Below are 20305 nucleotides of genomic sequence, written 5' to 3' on the forward strand. Positions count from 1 at the left end.
CGACGAGACCCCGAGGGGATCACCCAACGGGGTCTGGCGTTAAACAAGAACCGCTGAAATCAGCGGATTGAATTTTGGCTCCCCGGGTAGGACTTGAACCTACAACAAACCGGTTAACAGCCGGTTGCTCTACCATTGAGCTACCGAGGAACCGAAAGTGTGGTGTTTTTCGTGCATATCGGCCCCCCGGCGGGTCGGCCTGAGGGACCGGAGCGGATCCAGCCGCAGCTTGATCCAAAAGAGTAGTGTAGAATCGACCACAGGGAAAGTCAAGAGAGGATGCGGGGACAAGAGAAAGAAGATGGTCCTCTCCGGACTCAGAATCCCTTGTAAATGAATCGGTTGCGCGATTCCCTCCCGCGAATACCCACCACGGTCCCCGGGCACGCCCCCTCCTCATTTCGGGTGACATGCCCCCCCTTTTCCCGGACAATATCCTGGAGGCTTGGAATAACGCCCTTCCGAAATACGCCGCGCACGGTCGACAATGGGCATTGAATCGCCATGTTCCAAATGAGTTACACAGTCGTTTCCGAGGGGACCACGATCTTCGCTCTCCCGATAGGGCCGGTGGAGGCAACGCCTGAAGAAACGCCCCCCACCCCCACCGCTGCCGCCCGTCTCGTCGACGAACAGACCGGCGAGGAACTGGACGGAGCCCTCCTCACGGTCGATCGCGGACTCTACCCGGATGGGATCCGCCTTTTCGCGATCGCCCACGAAGGGGAACGGCACATCCGCCTCGAGATCGACGGGCCGAACGCCGAGCGCTGGCACCCCACCGCATCCCCTTTGCCGCACCAAACCCTCGGCGACCGACTCAGCGGCCACGAAGAATGGTACGCGAATCGTGAACCTTTCTATGGAGAGGGATACTTCGCCGCGCGGGGCCCCGTAGGCGAAGCGGCGCTCCACTGCCTCCTGCGCACCGCCGAAAAGGCGCAAGAACGCTTCGTCGACACCCTGCTCCCCGAGGTCCCATTCCGCTCCAGCCTCGAATTCGGCTGCGCTTCCGGCGCGATGGTGCGCGCCCTCCGCCGCCGGGGCGTGGACGCCCGCGGCGTCGATCTCTCCCCTTTCATCCTCTCGAAAGCGGCGCCGGGCATACGCGAGCACCTCACCGCCGGGGACTTCTCCCAGCTCGATCATCTCGACCGGCCGGTGGAAACGGTAATCGGCCAGGAGGTCTTCGAACACATCCCCCCGTTTGAAATCGACGGTGTTCTACGGCGCATCCGTCGCGCATCCACACGCTTTCTCGTCTTTACGGTTCCCTGCACGCCGCAAAACGGATTTCACCACATCGACCGATTCGCCGACCTACCGAAGGACGCCGGCGGAAACCCGGTGGAGGGACATCTTGTGCAGGCGTCCCGATGGTGGTGGATCGCAAGGGCGATTCTCGCCGGCTTCGCCTTCGAGGAGGACAAGACACTCCGGGCCCGGCGCCGTATGCTCGAACTGGGCCGCCGCTGGAACCTTTTCGTTTTCCGCCCCCTCGAAGAAGACGATCGCGAGAGAACTCTCTCCCGCCTCGACCGGACCCTTCGCCCCTCTTTTGGCGCGCTCCGTTTCGGCGCGACCGACCGATTCATCGAAACGGGCCGGTTGGTTCGCACCGAGACGGGGCTCGCGGTCGAAGCCGGCCCCCGCGATCCGGGCGGTTACATCTACTACGGACCTTATCTTCACGCCGGGCGCGGCCGGATACACGCAAGGGTTCGCGTCCGCTCGAAGGAGAGCGGCGAATCCCTCGCGGAGCAACCCGGCGATCCCGCCGTTTGGATATCGATCACGAGCAACCGCGGGACGCTCCGGGAAGAGGGGGTACCGGCGGGCACGCTGCTCACGCACCCCGGGGACTGGATCGACATCGAATGGGAAGTCCCCGTCAAGGACGATCGTGACGTGCAGGTCAAGGTGTATCACACTGGGCTCGTGGAGCTGCAGGCGGCCTGGCCGCCGGAGTGCGCTTTCCAGGACGGACGCGGTCCCGGGTTCATCGATCACGCGCGGAATCTGCGGCGGGCGATTCGGCGGAGAACGAGGAGAGAGTAAAGGGGAGAGGATCTTCGGAACAAAGCCCCCTCACCCCAACCCTCTCCCGCAATCGGGAGAGGGGATTGGGGGAACGTTCTTTCCCCGCGGGCGGAAGAGAGAAAGGAGATCCGGCGCGGAAAGTCCGATTACGCCGGTCGACTTCAGGGCCGGCTCAGTTCCGCCGCGGTCATGGTGACGAAGAAGCCGGGCGTGGCGCAGACATGCGCGCCCCCGTGTTCCTCGTCCCCTTCCTCCTGATCGTGCTCCGGCTCCTCTTCCGGAATGAAGAGCGGTCCCTGGACACGCAGATGCGCGCCCGCGCAATTCACGGGAAGGGCGACGGAGTGGTCCGGGCTCTTAGCGTAAATTTGGTTCCCCTTGCCGTCCTCGATCAGCGCCCAGCACCCCGACCCCTGGCAAACCCCCGTAACCGTTCCCTCGACGAGGACCATCTTCCCATCAAAGGATTCCGGCGCCTCGTTGATCAACCCGATGTCGTTCGCGCGATCGAGGGTGATCGGCGCGCCCGCCTTCAACACTTCCGTTCCTTCCTCGCATGCCGCCGAGAGGAGAGCCCCCATAAGAGCCGCGGCGGCAATCGCCGGGAATCGTCGCATGATCCGTTCCTTTCTCCCCGGAACTTCCACCCGTGGGAAAGCGCCCGCCCGCGGCGGACCACCCGTGAAAACAAACGGGGAGTCTCCCCCTTCGGAAAAGACCCCCCGACTTATGATCACCGATCGCGCGGCCCGCGCCGCGCCCGGCGGATTACTTCTTGCTCTCTTCGGTCGGAGGCGGCGCGCCGGCGACGGCCTGCGCCTCCTGCGCCGCGGCCACACGCTCGCGCTTCTTCGCCTTCTTCTTTTCCGCCCGCTCCTCCAGCTCCTCGATCTTCGGTTCCAGGCCGACGAGCTCGACCATCGAAACCGGGGCGTTGTCGCCCGGGCGGCGTCCCGTCTTGATCACGCGGGTGTAGCCGCCGTCGCGATCCGCGAAGGCGGGACCGATCGTCTCGAACAGCTCGTGAACCACGGTCCGATCGGGGATGTAACGGAGCACCTGGCGGCGCGCGTGCAGATCACCGCGCTTGGCGAAGGTGATCAGCTTCTCCGCCAGCTTGCGGACCTCCTTGGCCCGTGTATCGGTGGTCTCGATCCGCCGGAACCGAAAGAGCGAGGACACCATGTTGCGCATCATCGCCTCACGGTGGCTCTTGGTCATATTCAGTTTCCGGCCCGCCTTTTGGTGTCGCATGGGTCGAACCCTTTCTTTCTCTACTCTTCGCTCGAGGCGCTCCGGCCGGCGAGGATCTCCTCCACGTTTATGCCGAAGTGAAGGTTCATGTTCCTGAGAATGTCGGAGATCTCCTTGAGCGACTTGCGCCCGAAGTTCCGATACTTGAGCATCTCGCTCTCGGACTTCTGCACCAGGTCGCCGATGGTTCGGATCTCCGCCGACTGCAAACAGTTGCTCGATCGGACGGAAAGCTCCAGCTCGTCCACGCTTCGGCCGAGCAGCTCTTTCACCTGTTCCACCCGCTCGTCCACCTCGCGCTCTTCCTCGACTTCCGGCTCCTGATCGAAGTTCATGAAAAGGTACAGGTGATCCTTAAGGATCTTCGACGCATGGCTCACCGCGTCTTCCGGGGTGATGGTCCCGTTGGTCCACACCTCGAGGATCAACCGGTCGTAATCGGTCTTCTGTCCGACTCGGGTGTCCTCCACCCGGAAAGTGACCCGGCGCACGGGAGAAAAAAGCGAGTCGATCGGAACAAGCCCGATCGGCGCGTCCTCGAACTGCTGCTGATCCGCGGGAACATACCCGCGGCCGACGCCGACGCCGACCTCGAGCTTCAGGGACGTGTCCTTGTCGAGCGTCGCGATGTGGAGATCCGGGTTCCGGATCTCCATCTCCGCCGGCACTTCGAACAGGTCCGCCGTCACCTCTCCCGGGCCTTCCACGTCGAGCGCGAGGGGTTTCGGCTCATCGCCGTGGAGTTGGATCACCAGGTTCTTCAGATTCAGAACCAGGTCGGTCACGTCTTCCAGCACGCCGGGAAGCGTGGTGAACTCGTGTCGCGCTCCGTCGATCTTCACCGATTGAACCGCCACGCCCTGGAGAGAGGAGAGGAGCACGCGGCGCAGGGCGTTCCCGAGCGTCACGCCGAAACCACGCTCCAGCGGCTCGGCGATGAACGTCCCGTACGTCTCGGTGTAGGTCTCCTCATCCCGCTGGATCCCCTTGGGCATCTGGAGACTTTTCCACTTCATTTCTGCAAGCCCCCCTCCGGCTACTTCGAATAAAGCTCCACAATGAGCTGTTCGTTCACCACCACGGGAATCTGTTCCCGACCGGGAAATTCGACGATGTAGCCCGAAAGATTCTCCATGTTACGGCTGAGCCAGTCGCAGAGCGCCGTATCACGGGCGCGCTCCTTCGCTTCCTTGAAAGCGGGGACCTTCCGGCTCTTCTCCTTCACCTGCACCACCTCTCCCTTCTTCAGCTGATAGGAGGGGATGTCGGTGATCCGCCCGCCGACCAAGATATGGCGGTGCCGCACCATCTGCCGCGCCGCGGACCGGGACGGCGCGAGGCCGAGCCGGAAAACCACGTTATCGAGCCGCCGCTCGAGAGTGCGGAGCAGGTTTTCGCCGGTCACGCCCGGCGCGCGATCGGCTTCGGCGAAGTAGCGCCGGAATTGGCGCTCCAACACACCGTAGATCCTTTTCGCTTTCTGTTTCTCTCTAAGCTGCAGGGCGAAGTCCGACGGTTTCCGCCGGCGGCCCTGGCCGTGCTCGCCAGGCGCGTATCCGCGTCGCTCGAGGGCGCACTTTGCGGTGAAGCATCGGTCGCCCTTGAGGAACAGCTTCTGCTCTTCGCGCCGGCACAGCTTGCACTTCGCATCCGTGTATCGTGCCATTCTATTCCTCCGTACGAACCTCGCGTCCGGATCCCGCGGATCAGACGCGCCGCCTCTTCGGGGGGCGACACCCGTTATGCGGGATGGGGGTCACGTCCCGGATGGAAGAGACGTCGAGGCCGGCCGCCTGAAGGGACCGGATCGCGGCCTCTCGGCCCGAACCAGGACCCTTAACCCGGACTTCCACCTTCCGCATGCCCATGGAAAGGGCGACCTTGGCGGACTCCTCCGCGGCGAGCTGGGCGGCGAAAGGCGTGCTCTTTTTCGAACCCTTGAATCCGGACTTGCCGGAACTGGACCACGAGACCACCGCGCCCTTGGTATCGGTGATCGTCACGATCGTGTTGTTGAACGTGGACTGGATGTGGGCGATCCCGTAGGGTTCGACCCTCTTGTCCTTCTTCTTCTTTCTGCTGCGATCCTTCGGAGGTGCCAACAGACGACTCCTTCTGCGATGATCCCGGCCGACCGGTCCCGTTCACGCCGGGAACGCGGACGGACCGCTCTACTTCTTCTTCTTCAACGCCCCGGGCGACTTCTTGGGACCCTTGCGGGTGCGCGCGTTCGTACTCGTTCTCTGTCCCCGCACGGGGAGGCCGCGCCGGTGCCGCAGCCCGCGATAGCAACCGATGTCCATGACACGCTTGATGTTCATGGACACCTCGTTCCGCAGGGCGCCCTCGACCTTGTAGTCGTTCTCGATGATCCTCCGGAGCTTCGCCGTGTCCTCCTCCGACAAGTTTCTCGCGCGCGTGTCCGGATCCACACCGGCTTCCTGGATGATTCCACGCGCCGTACTGACCCCGATCCCGAAGATGTAGGTCAGCGCGATCTCGATTCTCTTGTCGTTGGGGAGATCGACTCCAGCAATTCGAGCCAAGAGAGCGATCCTCCTTTCCTTTTCACCCGATCGAAACCGTAAGCGGTATTATCCCTGCTTCTGCTTGTGCCTCGGGTTCTTCTTGCAGATCACCCGGAGCACGCCCTTGCGACGCACGATTTTACAGTGCTCGCACATTTTTTTTACCGATGTCCGTACCTTCATTTCTCTTCACCTCGTCCCGACGCCGACCGTCATTTGTAACGGTAGACGATGCGCCCCCGGCTCAGGTCATAGGGGGAAAGTTCCACCGTTACCTTGTCCCCGGGGAGGATACGAATGAAGTGCATTCGTATCTTGCCCGAGATGTGGGCCAGGACCTTGTGACCGTTCTCGAGCTCCACCCGAAACATGGCGTTCGGAAGGGGCTCGATCACGGTTCCTTCGACCTGAACAGCCGGTTCCTTCGCCATCCTCTCTCCTCTAGCTCGTCAGAATGTCGGGGCCGTCCGCCCGAATCGCCACGGTGTGCTCGAAGTGAGCGCTCCTCGATCCGTCGGCGGTGACCACCGTCCAATCGTCGTCCAGCACCCGCACATCGTAGCCGCCTTCGTTGACCATCGGCTCGATGGCGATCGTCATTCCCTCGCGCAGGAGGACCCCCCGGCCCGGACGGCCGAAGTTCGGGATCTGCGGTTCCTCGTGCATCTTCCGTCCGATGCCGTGTCCCACGAGCTTCCGGACCACCGAGAAACCTTCCCTCTCCGCCTCCTTCTGGACGGCGTGGCCGATGTCCGACAGGTAGTTGCCGGGCTTCGCCTGCTCGATCCCCATGTATAGGGCCCTTCGGGTGATCTTCAAAAGGCGCTCGGCCTTTTCGTCGACCACTCCCACCGGGAAGGAGGTCGCCGCGTCGCCGTGGTATCCGTCTTTAACGGCGCCCACGTCGACGCCGATTACGTCTCCCTCCTCGAGGACCCGCTTCCCCGGAATCCCGTGGACCACCTCGTCGTTCACCGACGCGCAGATGCTCGCGGGAAATCCGTTGTAACCTTTGAACGACGGCTCCGCGCCGTGGTCCCGAATGAACGCCTCCAGAAGGGCGTCCAGATCCCCGGTGGTTATTCCCGGGGCGATCTTCTCCCCGGCGAGTCTCAGGGCGCCGGCGACGATCGCGCCGCTCACCCGCATCTTTTCGATCTCCTCGCCGCTCTTCAATACGATCATGGAAGTACCGCGCCGGTCGCTACCGACGGCCGCGCATTTTGCCTTTCTTCATGAACCCGTCGTAATGCCGCATCAACAGGTGCGACTCGATCTGCTGCAGTGTGTCGAGACCGACGCCGACCACGATCAGCAACCCCGTTCCACCGAAGAAGAACGGTACGTTGAAACGATTCATCAGGAAGAAGGGGAGGATCGCGATCAGCGCCAGGAAGATACCGCCCGGGAGCGTGACCCGGGTCAGGATCCTGTCGATGTACTCCGAGGTCCGCTTGCCGGGCCGGATCCCCGGGATAAACCCGCCGTACTTCCTCATGTTGTCCGCCAAATCGGCGGGGTTGAAGATGATCGCCGTATAGAAATAGGTAAAGAAGATGATGATGATCGCGTACAAGACGTTGTAGACCCACGTCCCCGGCCGGAACAACCCCGCGAAATTCTGCATCGCTTCGCTGTTCGTCAGAACCAGCGTGGCGATGGTGGACGGGAACATGATCACCGACTGGGCGAAGATGATCGGGATCACGCCCGCCGTGTTCACCCGGAGCGGAATGTGCGTACTCTGCCCGCCGTAGATCTTCCGGCCCACGATTCGTTTCGCGTACTGAACCGGGATTCGGCGCTGCCCCTGAGTGATCATGATCACCGCGGCGATCACCCCGACCATCACCAACACGACGAAGGCCATCACGAAGGGAGACAGTGTCCGGTTCCTCATCATCTCGAAGGTGAGGAGCCAGTCCGTGGGATATCGCGCCACGATTCCGATGAAGATGATGAGCGAGATGCCGTTCCCGATGCCGCGTTCGGTGATCTGCTCGCCGAGCCACATGACGAAGATCGTTCCCGACGTCAGTGTCAGCATGGTGAGCAGGCGGAAGGCGATGCCGGCGTTCGGCACCACATGGGCCGCCCCGTCGGCGCCCAGGCCGACCTGCAGCCCCTCGAGGAAGATGCTGATCCCGTAGGCCTGGACCATGGCGAGGATGACCGTACCGTACCGGGTGTACTGGGTGATCTTCTTCCGCCCCTCTTCCCCTTCCTTCTGCAGTTTCTCGAAATAGGGAATCACCGCCGTGAGGAGCTGGAAGATGATCGACGCGCTGATGTAGGGCATGATGCCGAGCGCGAAGATCGTCGCCTTCGACAGGTTTCCTCCGGCGAACAGGTCGTACAGACCAAAGAGGGTCCCCGCGTTCTGCTTGAAGAACCACTGGAGCGCCGCGGTGTCCACGCCCGGCGACGGCACGTGGCCGCCCAAACGGTAGACGACAAGGATCGCCAGCGTGAAGAGGATCCTCTTCCTCAACTCCGGTATCTTGAAGATGCTCTGCAGTTTCGTGATCACGACCGTTCCCTTCGATCCTTCGTCGTTACTTGGCCACCGTCACGCGGCCCCCGGCGGCCTCGATCTTTTGAATCGCCTGCGCGCTGGCGGCGTGAACCGTCACCTGGTAGGCGCCGGAAACCTCTCCGTTACCCAGAAGCTTTACCGGGGCGACCGGGTTCCGGATCAGGCCGTTCTCGGCCATCACGTCCGGGTCGATCCGGTCCGCGCCCTCGCAGCGGGCGAGGTCTTGTATGTTCACGATCTGATAGGTCTTCCGGAAAGGATTCTTGAATCCCCGTTTCGGCACTCGACGCTGGAGCGGCATTTGGCCGCCCTCGAACCAGGGCTGAACGCCTCCGCCGGAGCGGGCATTCTGGCCCTTGTGGCCCTTGCCGCTGGTCTTGCCGGTGCCGCTTCCCGGGCCGCGCCCGATCCGCTTCCGCGGGCGGACGGCGCCCTTTTCCGGCCGCAAGTTGTGCAGCTCCAAGCTCATGTCGAACTAAACCTCCTCGACCTTCAGCAGATGGCCGATCTTACGGATCATGCCGCGGATCTGAGGGGTGTCCTCGTGGATCACCGTCGACTGCATCTTGCGGATGCCCAGAGTCCGAAGCGTGATTTTCTGATCCTTGCGCCGTCCGATCGCCGAACGGACCTGTGTGATTTTCAACTTAGCCATCGGCCTGCCCCGTTCCCTCCGTCGCCTCTTCCATTCCGAAGAGCTCCCGGATCGACATGCCGCGAAGACGGGCCACGTCCTCCGCGCGGCGGAGCCGGTGGAGTCCGTCCATGGTCGCCCGCACCACGTTGTGCGGGTTTTTCGTGCCGATGCACTTGGTCAGCACGTTCTTGACGCCCGCGGCTTCCAGGATCGCGCGGACCGGACCCCCGGCAATCACACCGGTACCTTCGGAGGCGGGCTTCATCCACACGCGCCCGGCGTTGAAACGCCCCGTGATCTCGTGGGGGATGGTGTTCCGGATCATCGGGATCGGTTCCATTCCCTTCTTCGCGGCCTCGGTACCCTTGCGGATCGCCTCGGCGACCTCCCGGGCCTTGCCGAGGCCGATCCCCACGCGACCGGCGCCGTCACCGACCGCCACAAGAGCGGTGAAACTGAACCGTCGACCGCCCTTCACGACCTTGGCGACACGGTTGATGTAGATCACTCGCTCTTGGAGTTCGTCTTTCTCTTCTTCCTGTCGGGACCTCGGTCCCGAGCCACGTCTCTGCCTGTTCACAACGCGAAACTCCCTTAGAACTCGAGTCCCTCTTTCCGCGCCGCTTCGGCCAGAGCGCGGACCCTGCCGTGATAGGCGTAACCGCCCCTGTCGAAACGCACCTGCTTGATCCCCTGCTCGATAGCCTTTCGCGCGAGGATCTTGCCCAGCAACGCGCTTCTTTCCGATTTGTTCTTGGCTTCCGCGGAGCCCGCGAGGAACTCCTTGGAAGTGGTGGTGGCGTAAACCAGAGTCCGCCCCGCCTCGTCGTCGACCAGTTGCGCGTTCATGTGCTTCAAGCTGCGGAACACGCTCAGGCGCGGGCGGTCCGGCGTGCCGGAAACCTTTTTGCGGACTCGGTGTTTCCGCTTCAGTCTGCCCTTGTACCTTTCGGCCGCTTTCGATTTCATCGCGATATCCTCACGCCGCTAAGCGGTGGCCTTCCCCGCCTTCCGCTTGATGACCTCTTCGAGGTACTTTACGCCCTTACCGTTATACGGCTCGGGCGGCCGGAAGGAACGGATCTTGGCGGCGACCTCCCCAACCATTTTCTTGTCTATGCCGCGCACGATCACCCTGTTCCCCTCCACCGTGACGTCGACGCCCTCCGGTGGGACGTACTGGATCGGGGCCGCGAACCCGAGGGAGAGGGAAACGGTGTTCCCCTCCAATTGGGCGCGGTACCCGACGCCGTTGATCTCCAGGGAACGTTCGTAGCCCTTGGTCACGCCCTCGACGAGGTTGGCGATCAGAGTCCGAACCAACCCGTGAAGGGAGCGGTGTTTGGGCTCGTCGGTCGGGCGCGTGACATGAATCGCGCCTTCCTTCACCTCCACCCGGATCTCCGGATGATGTGCGTAGTTGAGCGCACCCTTCGGTCCCTTGACCTCCACCACGCCGTCCGTCACTCGGACGTCGACGCCGGCGGGGATCGGAACCGGTTGTCTGCCTATTCGGGACATTGCTCCTCCGACCGGTCCGCTACCAGATGTAGCAGAGCACCTCTCCGCCGACACCGGCCCGGCGGGCTTCCTTGCTGGTCAGCACCCCGCTCGACGTGGAGATGATGGCGGTTCCGATACCGTTAAAGACGCGCGGTATCTCGTCCTTGCCGACGTATTGCCTCAGGCCAGGCCGGCTCACGCGCTTGAGATCCGTAATGATCCCATCGCCCGTCGGGGTGTACCGCAGATAGAGTCGGAGCATCCCGTGGCGGTCGTCTTCGACCATCTTGTACCGCGCGATGTACTTCTCCCGAAGGAGAGCCTTGGCGATCTCGAGCTTCAGCTTGGACCGCGGGATGTCCACTCGTTTGTGTTTCGCCTTGTTCGCGTTGCGAATCCGCGTCAAGAAATCCGCAACGGGATCAGACATCGACATGTGTATGCTCCTTGCTGTCCGGAAGACGCTTTTCTACCAGCTCGCCTTCGTCACACCCGGGATCTCACCGCGCAGCGCCAACTCGCGGAGGCAGATCCGGCAGATTCCGAACTTACGAATATAAGCCCTGGGTCGTCCGCAGCGATGGCAACGGTTGTAAGCCCGCACCGCGAACTTCGGCTTGCGTTTCGCCTTCTCTATCAGCGCCTTTTTCGCCAACCGAGACTCCTTTCTCTTCTACCTTCTCCGGAAGGGCATGCCGAGAAGGTCCAGGAGAGCGTATGCCTCCTCGTCGGACCGAGCCGACGTGACGATCACGATATCCATTCCCTGAATCTTCGATACCTTGTCGTAATCGATCTCGGGGAACACGATCTGCTCTTCGACTCCGAGGGTGTAATTCCCGTGGCCGTCGAAAGACTTGGTCGGGACGCCTCGAAAGTCACGGATCCGCGGGATCGCCACGTTCACGAGACGATCGTAGAAATCCCACATCCGACGGCCCCGGAGGGTGACCGCGCCCCCTACCGGCATGCCCTCTCGGATCTTGAAGTTGGCGATCGACTTACGAGCGCGGCGCACGTTCGGCTTTTGGCCGGTGATGACCGCCAGATCGCCCAGCACCGCGTCGAGGACTTTCGCGTCCTGCGGCGCCTCTTTCACGCCCATGTTGACGACGATCTTCTCGATCTTGGGCGCCTGCATCGCGTTGGCGTAACCGAAGCGTTTGATCAGCTCCGGTCGCACCGTGTTCCGGTATATCTCCTGCATGCGAATCAACGTTCGATCTCCCTGCGGCGGCCGGTTACTCGATCACCTCGCCGGTTCGTTTCGCCACCCGAGCCCGCTTGCCGTCCGCCAGCTTCTGGTATCCGACCTTGGTGGGCCCGTTGTCGTACAGGAGCATGACGTTCGAGGCGTTGATCGGCGCCTCCCGCTCCAGAATGCCGCCCTGGCTCCCGGCGCCGCGTGGCTTGGTATGGCGCTTGATGAAGTTCACGCCTTCCACAATGACCCGGTACCGTTTGGGGTCCACCGACAAGACCTTGCCGCTCTTGCCTTTGTCATCGCCGGAGATCACGACCACCATGTCGTTCTTCCGTATCTTCAAAACCAGCCCTCCTGTCGCGGCCGGGGGCTTCCCCTCCAAGCCGCTTCCGGCCCCCGCTCTCCGGCTAGATCACCTCGGGGGCGAGGGAGACGATGCGCATGAACTGTTTCTCCCGCAGCTCGCGTGCCACGGGCCCGAAGATGCGCGTTCCCCTCGGCTCCTTCTGATCGTTGATGATGACCGCCGCGTTCTGATCGAATCGGATGTACGAACCGTCCCGGCGGCGGATTTCCTTTTTCGTGCGGACGATTACCGCCTTCACGACCTCGCCCTTCTTGATCTGCGCTCCGGGCAAGGCGTCCTTCACGGCGCAGACCACGATGTCGCCGACCGTGGCGTAACGCCGGCGGGTTCCACCCAGCACCTTGAAGCACATCACGCGCTTCGCGCCGGAGTTGTCCGCGACGTTCAGCATCGTCTGAGCCTGGATCATCGTCGAACTCCTTCTCCAGCGCCTATGCTTCCACGTGCCGTCTGACGATTTCGATCAGGCGCCAACGCTTCGTCTTCGATAGGGGACGGGTTTCCATCACCTTGACCAAATCGTTGGTGTTCGCCTCGTTCTTCTCGTCGTGCACGACGATCTTGGAAGTCTTCTTGATGATCTTTCCATAGACCGGATGGGGGACGCGCCGCTCGATCGCGACGACGGCGGTTTTCTCCGCCCGATTGCTCAACACCCGGCCGACCCGGACTTTCCGTCTCGCTCTCTTCTCGTTCATTGTTTACGCCTCCCCCCGACCCTTGCGGCCGCCGGCCTTCTCGTCCTTATGGGCCGTGTCCACACCGAGACGGCGGATTCCCTTCTCGTCTTCTTGAAGAATGGTGACGATCCGGGCGCGCTCCCGTTTAATCGTCCGGAGCCGTAGCGGGTTATCCAACGCGCGTGTGGAGGCGGCGAAACGGAGGTTGAACAACTCCTCCCCCAACTCCTCGGAGCGCTGCAACAGCTCATCGCGGCTCATTTCTCTCAACTTGAACGGTTTCATCGGTCCGCCAGCTCCTCACGTGCGATGAATTGGCACCGGATGGGCAGCTTCGCCGCGGCGAGGCGCATCGCCTCCCGAGCGAGTTCCGTGTTTACGCCTTCCAGTTCGAACATGATCTTCCCCGGCTTGACCACGGCCACCCAGCCTTCGGGGCTACCCTTCCCCTTACCCATTCGGGTCTCGGCGGGCTTCTGCGTGATCGGTTTGTCCGGGAAAACCCGAATCCAGATCTTACCGCCACGCTTCACGCGTCGGGTGAGCGCCACTCGAGCCGCTTCGATCTGCCGGTTGGTGATCCAGCCCGGCTCGGTCGCCTGAAGCCCGTAATCGCCGAAACTCACGTCGCTGCCGCGATAGGCTTTGCCGCGCATCCGACCGCGCTGTTGCTTGCGGTGCTTGACCTTTTTGGGCATCAACATCGCGATCGCCCCTTCCTAATGGCGTTCGGTCTTGGTCCCGACGCTTTCGCTCTGGACCGACCGCTTGCCGAAGACTTCTCCCTTGAAGACCCACACCTTGACGCCGATGCATCCGAAGGTGGTGTGGGCCGTCACCTGTGCGTAATCGATGTCGGCGCGCAGGGTGTGCAGCGGAATCCGGCCTTCCTTGTACCCCTCGCGGCGCGCCATCTCGGCGCCGGAGAGCCGGCCGGACACGGCCACCTTGATTCCCTTGGCGCCCATACGCATCGCGGAGGCCACCGATTTCTTCAGCACCCGGCGGAAGGACATCCGCGCCTTCAGCTGGCTGGCGATGTGCTCGGCGATAAGCTGGGCGTCGGTCTCCGCCCGGGCGACCTCCTTGATGTTGATGTAGATCTCTTTCTTCGTCAGATGCTGCAGCTCGTCCCGTAGCTGATCCACTTCCTGGCCCTTCCGGCCGATGACGATGCCGGGGCGGGCGGTGTGGATCATAATGGTGACCTTTTTCGGGGCGCGGTCGATCTCGATCTTGGAGATACCCGCGCGCTGCAACCGGCTCTTGACGTACTTCCGGATGAAGAGATCTTCCTTCAATAGATTCGCGTAGTTCCGCGTGGCGAACCAACGCGAATCCCAGGTTTTGATGATTCCGAGCCGGAGACCGATGGGATGCGTTTTCTGGCCCAAACTACTTCTCTCCCTTCGCGCCTTCCTGAACACCCAGGACGATGGTGATGTGGCTCGTGCGCTTGTTGATTCGGGTGGCCCGACCCATCGCGCGGGGCTGGAAGCGGCGCAGCGTCGGCCCCTCGTTCACATAGGCTTCCTTCACGTACAGCATTTCGGGGTGGATCTTCATGGTGCCTTCGCCGGCGATCGCGTTCGCCACGGCCGAGTTCAGCACCTTGGTCACGATCCGGGCCCCGTTTTTCTGCGTCGCCTGAAGGGTCCGTAGGGATTGCTCGACCCCCTGACCCCGGATCAGATCGACGACCAGACGGGCCTTGCGGGCCGGAATTCTGGTGTATCGAGCCTGAGCCCTGGATTCCATTTCCCTTCGTCCTCTCTATACACCGGGGAAACGACTAGCGCTTCTTCCCCTTCTCTTTTCTGCCGCTGTGCCCGCGGAAGGTCCGCGTGGGCGCGAACTCGCCGAGCTTGTGGCCGACCATGTTCTCGGTGACATACACGGGGATGAACTTGTTCCCGTTGTGCACCGCCACGGTGTGGCCGACGAACTCGGGCGAAATGGTGGACCGCCGCGACCAGGTCTTGAGCACCTGGCGATCGCCGCCGCGGTTCATCTTCTCGATCTTCTTCACCAAATGATCGTCGATGAAGGGACCTTTTTTCAGCGAACGAGGCATATCGTCCTCCGCGCGGCGCCGCTACTTCTTCCGCCGCCTGATGATCAACTCGTCCGACTTCTTGCGCTTCTTCCGGGTCTTGTACCCCTTGGTCGGAACGCCCCAGGGGGTGACCGGATGGCGGCCGCCGGAGGTTCGGCCCTCGCCGCCGCCGTGGGGGTGGTCGATCGGGTTCATCGCCACGCCGCGCACCTTGGGACGGCGGCCGAGCCAGCGGGACCGGCCCGCCTTGCCGCTCTTCTGGTTCTCATGGTCCAGGTTCCCCACCTGGCCGAGGGTGGCGCGGCATTCGAGCCTGACCTTGCGGATCTCGCCGGAGGGGAGACGCAGCACCGCGTGATCCCCTTCCTTGGCCATGAGCTGGGCGAAAGAGCCGGCGCTCCTCGCGATCCGACCGCCCTGCCCCGGCCGCAGCTCGATGTTGTGGATCTGGCTGCCGAGCGGGATGTCGCGGATCGCCATCGCGTTTCCGTCGTGGATCTCGCTCTGCGACCCATCCTCGACCGGATCGCCCACATTCACGCCGTGGGGCGCGAGGATGTAACGCCGCTCCCCGTCCGCGTACAGCACCAGGGCGATGCGGGACGACCGGTTCGGATCGTACTCGATCGCCTCGACGCGCCCCGGCACCCCGCCTTTGTCCCGGCGGAAATCAATCTTGCGATAACGCCGCTTGTGGCCGCCGCCGCGACGCCGGCAGGTGATCCTGCCGTTGCTGTTCCGGCCGCCCGAACTCTTGAGAGGCTCCAGAAGCCCCTTCTCCGGTTTCTTCCTGGCGTTGGACGACTTTTTCCGTTTTCCCTTCGTCTCGGCCGCCTTCTCCGGATCGTTCTTCTTGGTCAGCTCCGAGAAATCGGAAATCGCCTTGAAACGGAGTGTCGACGTCGTCGGCCTGAACTTCCGAATCCCCATGATTCCGTTCCTTCCTTACCCGTTGATCGCCGGCGTCCCGCGGACCGCCGCCGTTATACCTGCTCGAAGATCGGGATGCTCTCGCCCGCCTTCAAGGTCACCGCCGCCCGCTTCCGGTCCGGCGTTTTCCCTACGTACTTGCCCTGTCTGCGGTTCTTGCCCCGGGCGAACCAAGTGTGCACATCCACCACCTGCACCTTGAACACGGCCTCCACCGCTTTCTTGATCTGGATCTTGTTCGCCCGCGGATTCACTTCGAACACGTACTTGTTCTCCGCTTCACGCATGTTCGACGATTTCTCGGTCACGATGGGCCGAACGATGATCCGTCGATGGCTCAGATTCATGGCCTACTCCGTTTCCTCGGTCGTTTCGAACGTCTTGAGCGCCTCGGCGGTGAAAACGATCCGCCCCACGTTCAGAGCGTCGTACGTGTTCAGGCCGTACACGGTGGACACGAACAACCGGGGGTGATTCCGAACCGAAAGGAAAAGGTTCTCGTCAAAACGATCAACCACCAGGAGGCACTTCTCGCCGTTTTTGGCGACGCGCTTCCACAGCTCGGCGAAAGTTTTCGTCTTGGGCGACTCCAGCGTCGGGAGCTCCTCGATGATGGTGATCGCCCCGCGGCCCGCCTTGTCGGAGAGCACCGAGCGGAGGGCGAGGCGCCGCACCTTCTTCGGGACACGGATGGAGTGATCCCGCGGCGAGGGGCCGTGAATCCGGCCGCCGCCCACCCAGAGGGGAGAGGTCCGCGTGCCCGAGCGGGCGCGCCCGGTCCCCTTCTGGCGCCAGGGTTTGGTCCCCGAGCCCTGCACTTCGTGCCGGGTTTTCGTCGACGAAGTGCCCTGCCGCTGGTTCGCGAGCAGATACTTCACGGTTTCATAGACGGCTTGGCGATTCGGCTTCACCCCGAAGGTATCCGCCGGAAGGGCCACGGTCCCCTTCTCCTTGCCGTCGAACGTCTGAACAGCCGCTTCAGCCATGGCTTGCATCCTCACACCTTGATCTCGATGTCCACACCGGCGGGAAGATCGAGCCGTCCGAGGGCGTCGATGGTCTGCGGCGTGGAGTCGTGGATCTCGATCATCCGCTTGTGCGTCCGGATCTCGAACTGCTCGCGCGACTTCTTGTCGATGTGGGGCGAGCGGAGAACCGTATAAATCGTCTTTTTCGTCGGTAGCGGGATCGGCCCCGAGATCCGGGCCCCGGTCCGCCGCGCCGTCTGCACGATTTCCGCCGTCGACTTGTCGAGGATCTCGTGGTCGTAGGCGCGCAGCCGAATGCGAATTCTCTGACCTGCCACGCTCGTCTCCTTCGCGGCGATGATTTCCACCGCGCCTATCGGTCGTCGATAAGGCGCCTTCCCCGTCGGGCGCGCCTCGTTGCTCCCGGTTCGTTCTCTCAGAACCCCCGCATCCGGGAGATCATCGCCTCCGCGATTCGCGAGGGGACCTCCTCGTAACGGAGGAACTGCATCGTATGGCTCGCCCGGCCCTGGGTGAGCGAACGGAGCGCCGTCGCGTATCCGAACATCTCCACCAGGGGCACGTGGGCGTCGATCACCTTGGCGTCCGCCCGCTGGTCGGTGCCGTTGATTTGGCCGCGCCGGCCGTTCAGGTCGCCGATCACCGCTCCGGTGTAATCCTCCGGAACGACGATCTCGACGGCCATCACCGGCTCCAGCAGGACCGGGTCCGCCTTCCGCACCGCGTCGTGAAGCGCCATCGAGGCGGCGGTGCTGAAGGCGGGCTCGGTGGAATCGGTGTCGTGATAGGAACCACCCGTCAGAACCACCCGGAGGCCGGTCAACTCGTAGCCGGCCAACGCGCCGCTCCCCATGGCGCCCCGAAGGCCGCTCTCGACCGCGGCGATGAACTCCTTCGGAATCGACTCGGGCGGCGTCTGGTTCTCGAAACGGAACACCTCTCCGTCCTCCGCCGGCGCGATCTCGATGATCACGTGCGCGTACTGCCCGCGGCCGGCGGCCTGCCGGACGAACTTGGTTTCCGACCGAGCCGTCCCACGAATCGTCTCGCGGTACGCCACCTGCGGCTTTCCCACGTTCGCTCCGACGCCGAACTCACGAGCCATCCGGGTGGTGATGATGTCGAGGTGGAGTTCACCCATCCCGGAGATGATCGTTTGGCCCGTCTCTTCATCCACGGCGTACCGGAAGGTGGGGTCCTCCTCGGCCATGCGGGAGAGGGAATCGTTCAGCTTTTCCTCGTCCGCCCGCGTTTTCGGCTCGATGGCGACGCTGATCACCGGCTCCGGGAAGGTCATCGACTCGAGCACCACCGGCTTGTCGATCCGACAGATCGTGTCGCCGGTGAACACGTGCTTCATGCCCACCGCCGCGGCGATGTCGCCGGAGTAGACCTCCTGGACCTCCTCCCGCTTGTTGGCGTGCATGAGGAGGATCCGGCCGATCCGTTCCTTGCGGCCGGTGCGGGCGTTCACGATCTGGTCGCCGCTCTTCATCACGCCCGAATAGGCGCGGAAGTAGGTCAGCTTTCCCACGTAGGAGTCGGCCCGGACCTTGAACGCCAGCGCGCAGAATGGTTCCTTGTCGTCCGCGTGGCGCTCCACCGTCTTTTCCGTCCGCGGGTCGATCCCCTTCATCGGCGGCACGTCGAGCGGGCTGGGGAGATATTCCACCACCGCGTCGAGGAGCCTCTGCACCCCCCGGTTCTTCAGCGCCGAGCCGCACAAGACCGGGTAGACGCGCCCGGAGAGAGTTCCCGCCCGGATCGCTCGGCGCAGGTCCGCTTCGGACGGCGACTTCCCCTCGACGTACTGCTCGAGGGTCTTCTCGTCGAACTCGGCGAACGCGTCGATCATCTCGGCGCGGGCTGTCTCCGCCTCCGGCAGAAGCGCCACGGGGATCTCCTCCTCGTGGTATTCCTTGCCGAAAGTCTTGTCGTCGTTGATGACCATCTTCATCCGCACCAGATCGACCAGACCGGTGAAACTCTCGCCGGCCCCGACCGGGATCTGAATCGGCACCGCATTGGCGCCCAGTTTTTCGCGCATCATGCGGACCGCGCGGCCGAAATCGGCGCCGACGCGGTCCATCTTGTTGACGAAGGCCAGCCGCGGAATCCGGTACCGATCGGCCTGTCGCCAGACCGTCTCGGACTGGGGTTCCACGCCCCCTACGGAACAGAAAACGCCGATCGCGCCGTCCAAGACCCGCAGGGACCGTTCGACTTCGACGGTGAAGTCGACGTGGCCTGGAGTGTCGATAATGTTGATCCTGCTATCGTTCCAAAAGCAGGTTGTCGCGGCCGAGGTGATGGTGATCCCGCGCTCTCGCTCCAGATCCATCCAGTCCATCGTGGCTGTGCCGTCGTGGACTTCTCCCAACCGGTGAACACGACCGGTGTAGTAAAGCATCCGCTCCGTGACCGTGGTCTTCCCCGCGTCGATGTGCGCCATAATTCCGATGTTGCGCGTTCTCTCGAGCGGAAACTGCCGACCCATCGCGGCCCTCACTACCACCCCTCGCCTGGCGGTATCGGGTTTGCACCCGACCTTCCGGGCTGCACATGCGCGGAATCAGACACGCAACGTCGCGTGTCGACTCAAAAGGCGGAGGAGTGATGAAAGGTCTGTTCAATCGCAAATCGTTACCCCCGCTTCGCGGGGTCTCGGGCTACCAACGATAATGGGCGAAGGCCTTATTGGCTTCCGCCATCCGATGCGTGTCCTCGCGCTTCTTGATGGTCGACCCTTCCTTCTTGGAGGCGGCGAGCAATTCCCCCGCGAGCTTTTCCCGCATGGAGTGCTCGGAACGCCCCGCGGCGAAGCCGATCAACCAACGAATGGCGAGCGACGTCCTGCGCTCATGACGAACTTCAACCGGCACCTGATAGGTGGCGCCGCCGACCCGCCGGGACTTCACCTCGAGAATCGGCTTGGCATTGGCCACGGCCGCCTTGAACACGGCCAGGCCGGGCTGCCCCGTCTTGTTCTCGATGCTGTCCAGAGCGCCGTACAGGATGCTTTCCGCCGTGCTCCGCTTCCCGCCCCCCATCAACGAATTGATGAACTTGGTGACGAGAACGCTGCCGTGCACCGGATCGGGCATCGTTTCGTTTTTCTTGGCGTACTTCTTTCTCGGCATCTTACTTCTTCGGTCTTCTCGTTCCGTACTTGGAACGGCTCTGAGTGCGACCATCGACGCCGGAAGCGTCGAGCGCGCCCCGGATGATATGGTAACGGACACCGGGCAGGTCCTTCACTCGTCCGCCGCGAACCAGCACGAGAGAGTGCTCCTGCAAATTGTGCCCCTCACCGGGAATATAACTGGTCACCTCGATCCCGTTCGTCAGCCGAACGCGGGCCACCTTCCGTAGCGCCGAGTTCGGCTTCTTCGGGGAGGTGGTATACACGCGCGTGCAAACGCCCCGCTTCTGCGGACACGCCTGCAGGGCCGGCGCCTTGGTTTTGTTCTTCGCCACCTTTCGGCCCTTTCGGACCAACTGACTGATCGTCGGCAACGCTCACGACCTCCCGGGCTGAAACCCGTTCCAAATTAAGGGCATAGACGAAATAGTCTGAAGCA

Annotated in this window: 34 protein-coding genes and 1 tRNA gene; 1 reads left to right on the forward strand and 34 read right to left on the reverse strand. The window is 62.9% G+C overall.

What is annotated here, in order from left to right; genetic code table 11:
• Positions 1–75: 75 nt before the first annotated feature.
• Positions 76–150 (reverse strand) — tRNA-Asn (locus tag JW958_14165).
• A 420-nt stretch (positions 151–570) separates the two neighbouring features.
• On the opposite strand from JW958_14165, the gene JW958_14170 reads away from it, so the two are divergent.
• Complete coding sequence (locus JW958_14170) at positions 571–2058, forward strand: class I SAM-dependent methyltransferase (GenBank protein MBN1827401.1); 1488 nt, start codon at positions 571–573, stop codon at positions 2056–2058.
• A 143-nt stretch (positions 2059–2201) separates the two neighbouring features.
• On the opposite strand, the gene JW958_14175 is transcribed toward JW958_14170, so the two are convergent.
• The 33 genes from JW958_14175 to JW958_14335 all read right to left on the reverse strand — a co-directional run bounded on the left by JW958_14175 (position 2202) and on the right by JW958_14335 (position 20240).
• A complete protein-coding gene (locus JW958_14175) occupies positions 2202–2657 on the reverse strand; it encodes a DUF4920 domain-containing protein (protein MBN1827402.1) in 456 nt (151 codons plus the stop codon).
• A gap of 151 nt (positions 2658–2808) precedes the next feature.
• Positions 2809–3294 carry a 50S ribosomal protein L17 gene (gene rplQ, locus JW958_14180; GenBank protein ID MBN1827403.1) on the reverse strand — a complete coding sequence of 162 codons (486 nt, stop codon included), beginning with the start codon at positions 3292–3294 and terminating at the stop codon, positions 2809–2811.
• A gap of 20 nt (positions 3295–3314) precedes the next feature.
• A complete protein-coding gene (locus JW958_14185) occupies positions 3315–4310 on the reverse strand; it encodes a DNA-directed RNA polymerase subunit alpha (protein ID MBN1827404.1) in 996 nt (331 codons plus the stop codon).
• A 20-nt stretch (positions 4311–4330) separates the two neighbouring features.
• Entirely contained in the window at positions 4331–4960 is a 630-nt protein-coding gene (rpsD, locus tag JW958_14190) for a 30S ribosomal protein S4 (protein MBN1827405.1), read from the reverse strand.
• A 40-nt stretch (positions 4961–5000) separates the two neighbouring features.
• Positions 5001–5396 carry a 30S ribosomal protein S11 gene (gene rpsK, locus JW958_14195; protein ID MBN1827406.1) on the reverse strand — a complete coding sequence of 132 codons (396 nt, stop codon included), beginning with the start codon at positions 5394–5396 and terminating at the stop codon, positions 5001–5003.
• A gap of 69 nt (positions 5397–5465) precedes the next feature.
• On the reverse strand, positions 5466–5840 hold the full coding sequence (gene rpsM / locus JW958_14200; protein ID MBN1827407.1) for a 30S ribosomal protein S13: 375 nt from the start codon (positions 5838–5840) through the stop codon (positions 5466–5468).
• 48 nt (positions 5841–5888) lie between these two features.
• Entirely contained in the window at positions 5889–6005 is a 117-nt protein-coding gene (gene rpmJ, locus JW958_14205) for a 50S ribosomal protein L36 (GenBank protein ID MBN1827408.1), read from the reverse strand.
• A gap of 29 nt (positions 6006–6034) precedes the next feature.
• Positions 6035–6253 carry a translation initiation factor IF-1 gene (gene infA / locus JW958_14210; protein ID MBN1827409.1) on the reverse strand — a complete coding sequence of 73 codons (219 nt, stop codon included), beginning with the start codon at positions 6251–6253 and terminating at the stop codon, positions 6035–6037.
• A 10-nt stretch (positions 6254–6263) separates the two neighbouring features.
• Complete coding sequence (gene map / locus JW958_14215) at positions 6264–7007, reverse strand: type I methionyl aminopeptidase (protein ID MBN1827410.1); 744 nt, start codon at positions 7005–7007, stop codon at positions 6264–6266.
• 19 nt (positions 7008–7026) lie between these two features.
• Positions 7027–8352, reverse strand: coding sequence for a preprotein translocase subunit SecY (secY, locus tag JW958_14220; GenBank protein MBN1827411.1), 1326 nt, complete (start codon positions 8350–8352; stop codon positions 7027–7029).
• Between the two features lie 25 nt (positions 8353–8377).
• Positions 8378–8821, reverse strand: a complete 444-nt coding sequence (gene rplO / locus JW958_14225; protein ID MBN1827412.1) for a 50S ribosomal protein L15 — start codon at positions 8819–8821, stop codon at positions 8378–8380.
• 12 nt (positions 8822–8833) lie between these two features.
• The gene (gene rpmD / locus JW958_14230; protein ID MBN1827413.1) at positions 8834–9013 is read right to left on the reverse strand and encodes a 50S ribosomal protein L30; all 180 of its coding nucleotides are present in this window, start codon (positions 9011–9013) and stop codon (positions 8834–8836) included.
• On the reverse strand, positions 9006–9575 hold the full coding sequence (gene rpsE, locus JW958_14235) for a 30S ribosomal protein S5 (GenBank protein MBN1827414.1): 570 nt from the start codon (positions 9573–9575) through the stop codon (positions 9006–9008). Before rpsE ends, rpmD begins: the two co-directional genes overlap by 8 nt.
• Before the next feature lie 14 nt (positions 9576–9589).
• Entirely contained in the window at positions 9590–9964 is a 375-nt protein-coding gene (locus JW958_14240) for a 50S ribosomal protein L18 (GenBank protein ID MBN1827415.1), read from the reverse strand.
• 18 nt (positions 9965–9982) lie between these two features.
• Positions 9983–10516, reverse strand: coding sequence for a 50S ribosomal protein L6 (gene rplF, locus JW958_14245; GenBank protein MBN1827416.1), 534 nt, complete (start codon positions 10514–10516; stop codon positions 9983–9985).
• Between the two features lie 19 nt (positions 10517–10535).
• The gene (rpsH, locus tag JW958_14250) at positions 10536–10934 is read right to left on the reverse strand and encodes a 30S ribosomal protein S8 (GenBank protein MBN1827417.1); all 399 of its coding nucleotides are present in this window, start codon (positions 10932–10934) and stop codon (positions 10536–10538) included.
• Between the two features lie 33 nt (positions 10935–10967).
• On the reverse strand, positions 10968–11153 hold the full coding sequence (locus JW958_14255; protein ID MBN1827418.1) for a type Z 30S ribosomal protein S14: 186 nt from the start codon (positions 11151–11153) through the stop codon (positions 10968–10970).
• Between the two features lie 18 nt (positions 11154–11171).
• Positions 11172–11714: a 50S ribosomal protein L5 gene (gene rplE / locus JW958_14260; protein MBN1827419.1), complete on the reverse strand. Its 543-nt coding sequence runs from the start codon at positions 11712–11714 to the stop codon at positions 11172–11174.
• 25 nt (positions 11715–11739) lie between these two features.
• The gene (rplX, locus tag JW958_14265; protein MBN1827420.1) at positions 11740–12045 is read right to left on the reverse strand and encodes a 50S ribosomal protein L24; all 306 of its coding nucleotides are present in this window, start codon (positions 12043–12045) and stop codon (positions 11740–11742) included.
• A gap of 64 nt (positions 12046–12109) precedes the next feature.
• Positions 12110–12478: a 50S ribosomal protein L14 gene (gene rplN / locus JW958_14270; GenBank protein ID MBN1827421.1), complete on the reverse strand. Its 369-nt coding sequence runs from the start codon at positions 12476–12478 to the stop codon at positions 12110–12112.
• 22 nt (positions 12479–12500) lie between these two features.
• Entirely contained in the window at positions 12501–12767 is a 267-nt protein-coding gene (gene rpsQ / locus JW958_14275; protein ID MBN1827422.1) for a 30S ribosomal protein S17, read from the reverse strand.
• Positions 12768–12770: 3 nt separating this feature from the next.
• Complete coding sequence (locus JW958_14280; GenBank protein ID MBN1827423.1) at positions 12771–13034, reverse strand: 50S ribosomal protein L29; 264 nt, start codon at positions 13032–13034, stop codon at positions 12771–12773.
• A complete protein-coding gene (gene rplP, locus JW958_14285) occupies positions 13031–13453 on the reverse strand; it encodes a 50S ribosomal protein L16 (protein MBN1827424.1) in 423 nt (140 codons plus the stop codon). Before rplP ends, JW958_14280 begins: the two co-directional genes overlap by 4 nt.
• A gap of 15 nt (positions 13454–13468) precedes the next feature.
• A complete protein-coding gene (gene rpsC / locus JW958_14290; GenBank protein ID MBN1827425.1) occupies positions 13469–14143 on the reverse strand; it encodes a 30S ribosomal protein S3 in 675 nt (224 codons plus the stop codon).
• Between the two features lies 1 nt (position 14144).
• The gene (gene rplV / locus JW958_14295) at positions 14145–14507 is read right to left on the reverse strand and encodes a 50S ribosomal protein L22 (GenBank protein ID MBN1827426.1); all 363 of its coding nucleotides are present in this window, start codon (positions 14505–14507) and stop codon (positions 14145–14147) included.
• Between the two features lie 34 nt (positions 14508–14541).
• Positions 14542–14823, reverse strand: coding sequence for a 30S ribosomal protein S19 (gene rpsS / locus JW958_14300; protein ID MBN1827427.1), 282 nt, complete (start codon positions 14821–14823; stop codon positions 14542–14544).
• A gap of 21 nt (positions 14824–14844) precedes the next feature.
• Positions 14845–15735 (reverse strand): 50S ribosomal protein L2, encoded by an 891-nt coding sequence (gene rplB, locus JW958_14305; GenBank protein ID MBN1827428.1) that lies wholly within the window; start codon positions 15733–15735, stop codon positions 14845–14847.
• A gap of 53 nt (positions 15736–15788) precedes the next feature.
• Positions 15789–16082, reverse strand: coding sequence for a 50S ribosomal protein L23 (locus JW958_14310; protein MBN1827429.1), 294 nt, complete (start codon positions 16080–16082; stop codon positions 15789–15791).
• 3 nt (positions 16083–16085) lie between these two features.
• A complete protein-coding gene (rplD, locus tag JW958_14315) occupies positions 16086–16721 on the reverse strand; it encodes a 50S ribosomal protein L4 (protein ID MBN1827430.1) in 636 nt (211 codons plus the stop codon).
• A gap of 11 nt (positions 16722–16732) precedes the next feature.
• Entirely contained in the window at positions 16733–17041 is a 309-nt protein-coding gene (rpsJ, locus tag JW958_14320; protein MBN1827431.1) for a 30S ribosomal protein S10, read from the reverse strand.
• 98 nt (positions 17042–17139) lie between these two features.
• A complete protein-coding gene (gene fusA, locus JW958_14325; protein ID MBN1827432.1) occupies positions 17140–19221 on the reverse strand; it encodes an elongation factor G in 2082 nt (693 codons plus the stop codon).
• Positions 19222–19393: 172 nt separating this feature from the next.
• Positions 19394–19864 (reverse strand): 30S ribosomal protein S7, encoded by a 471-nt coding sequence (gene rpsG, locus JW958_14330; GenBank protein ID MBN1827433.1) that lies wholly within the window; start codon positions 19862–19864, stop codon positions 19394–19396.
• A gap of 1 nt (position 19865) precedes the next feature.
• Entirely contained in the window at positions 19866–20240 is a 375-nt protein-coding gene (locus JW958_14335) for a 30S ribosomal protein S12 (GenBank protein MBN1827434.1), read from the reverse strand.
• Between the last annotated feature and the right edge of the window lie 65 nt (positions 20241–20305).

This window comes from Candidatus Eisenbacteria bacterium (assembly GCA_016930695.1).
Taxonomy (GTDB): Bacteria; Orphanbacterota; Orphanbacteria; order Orphanbacterales; family Orphanbacteraceae; genus JAFGGD01.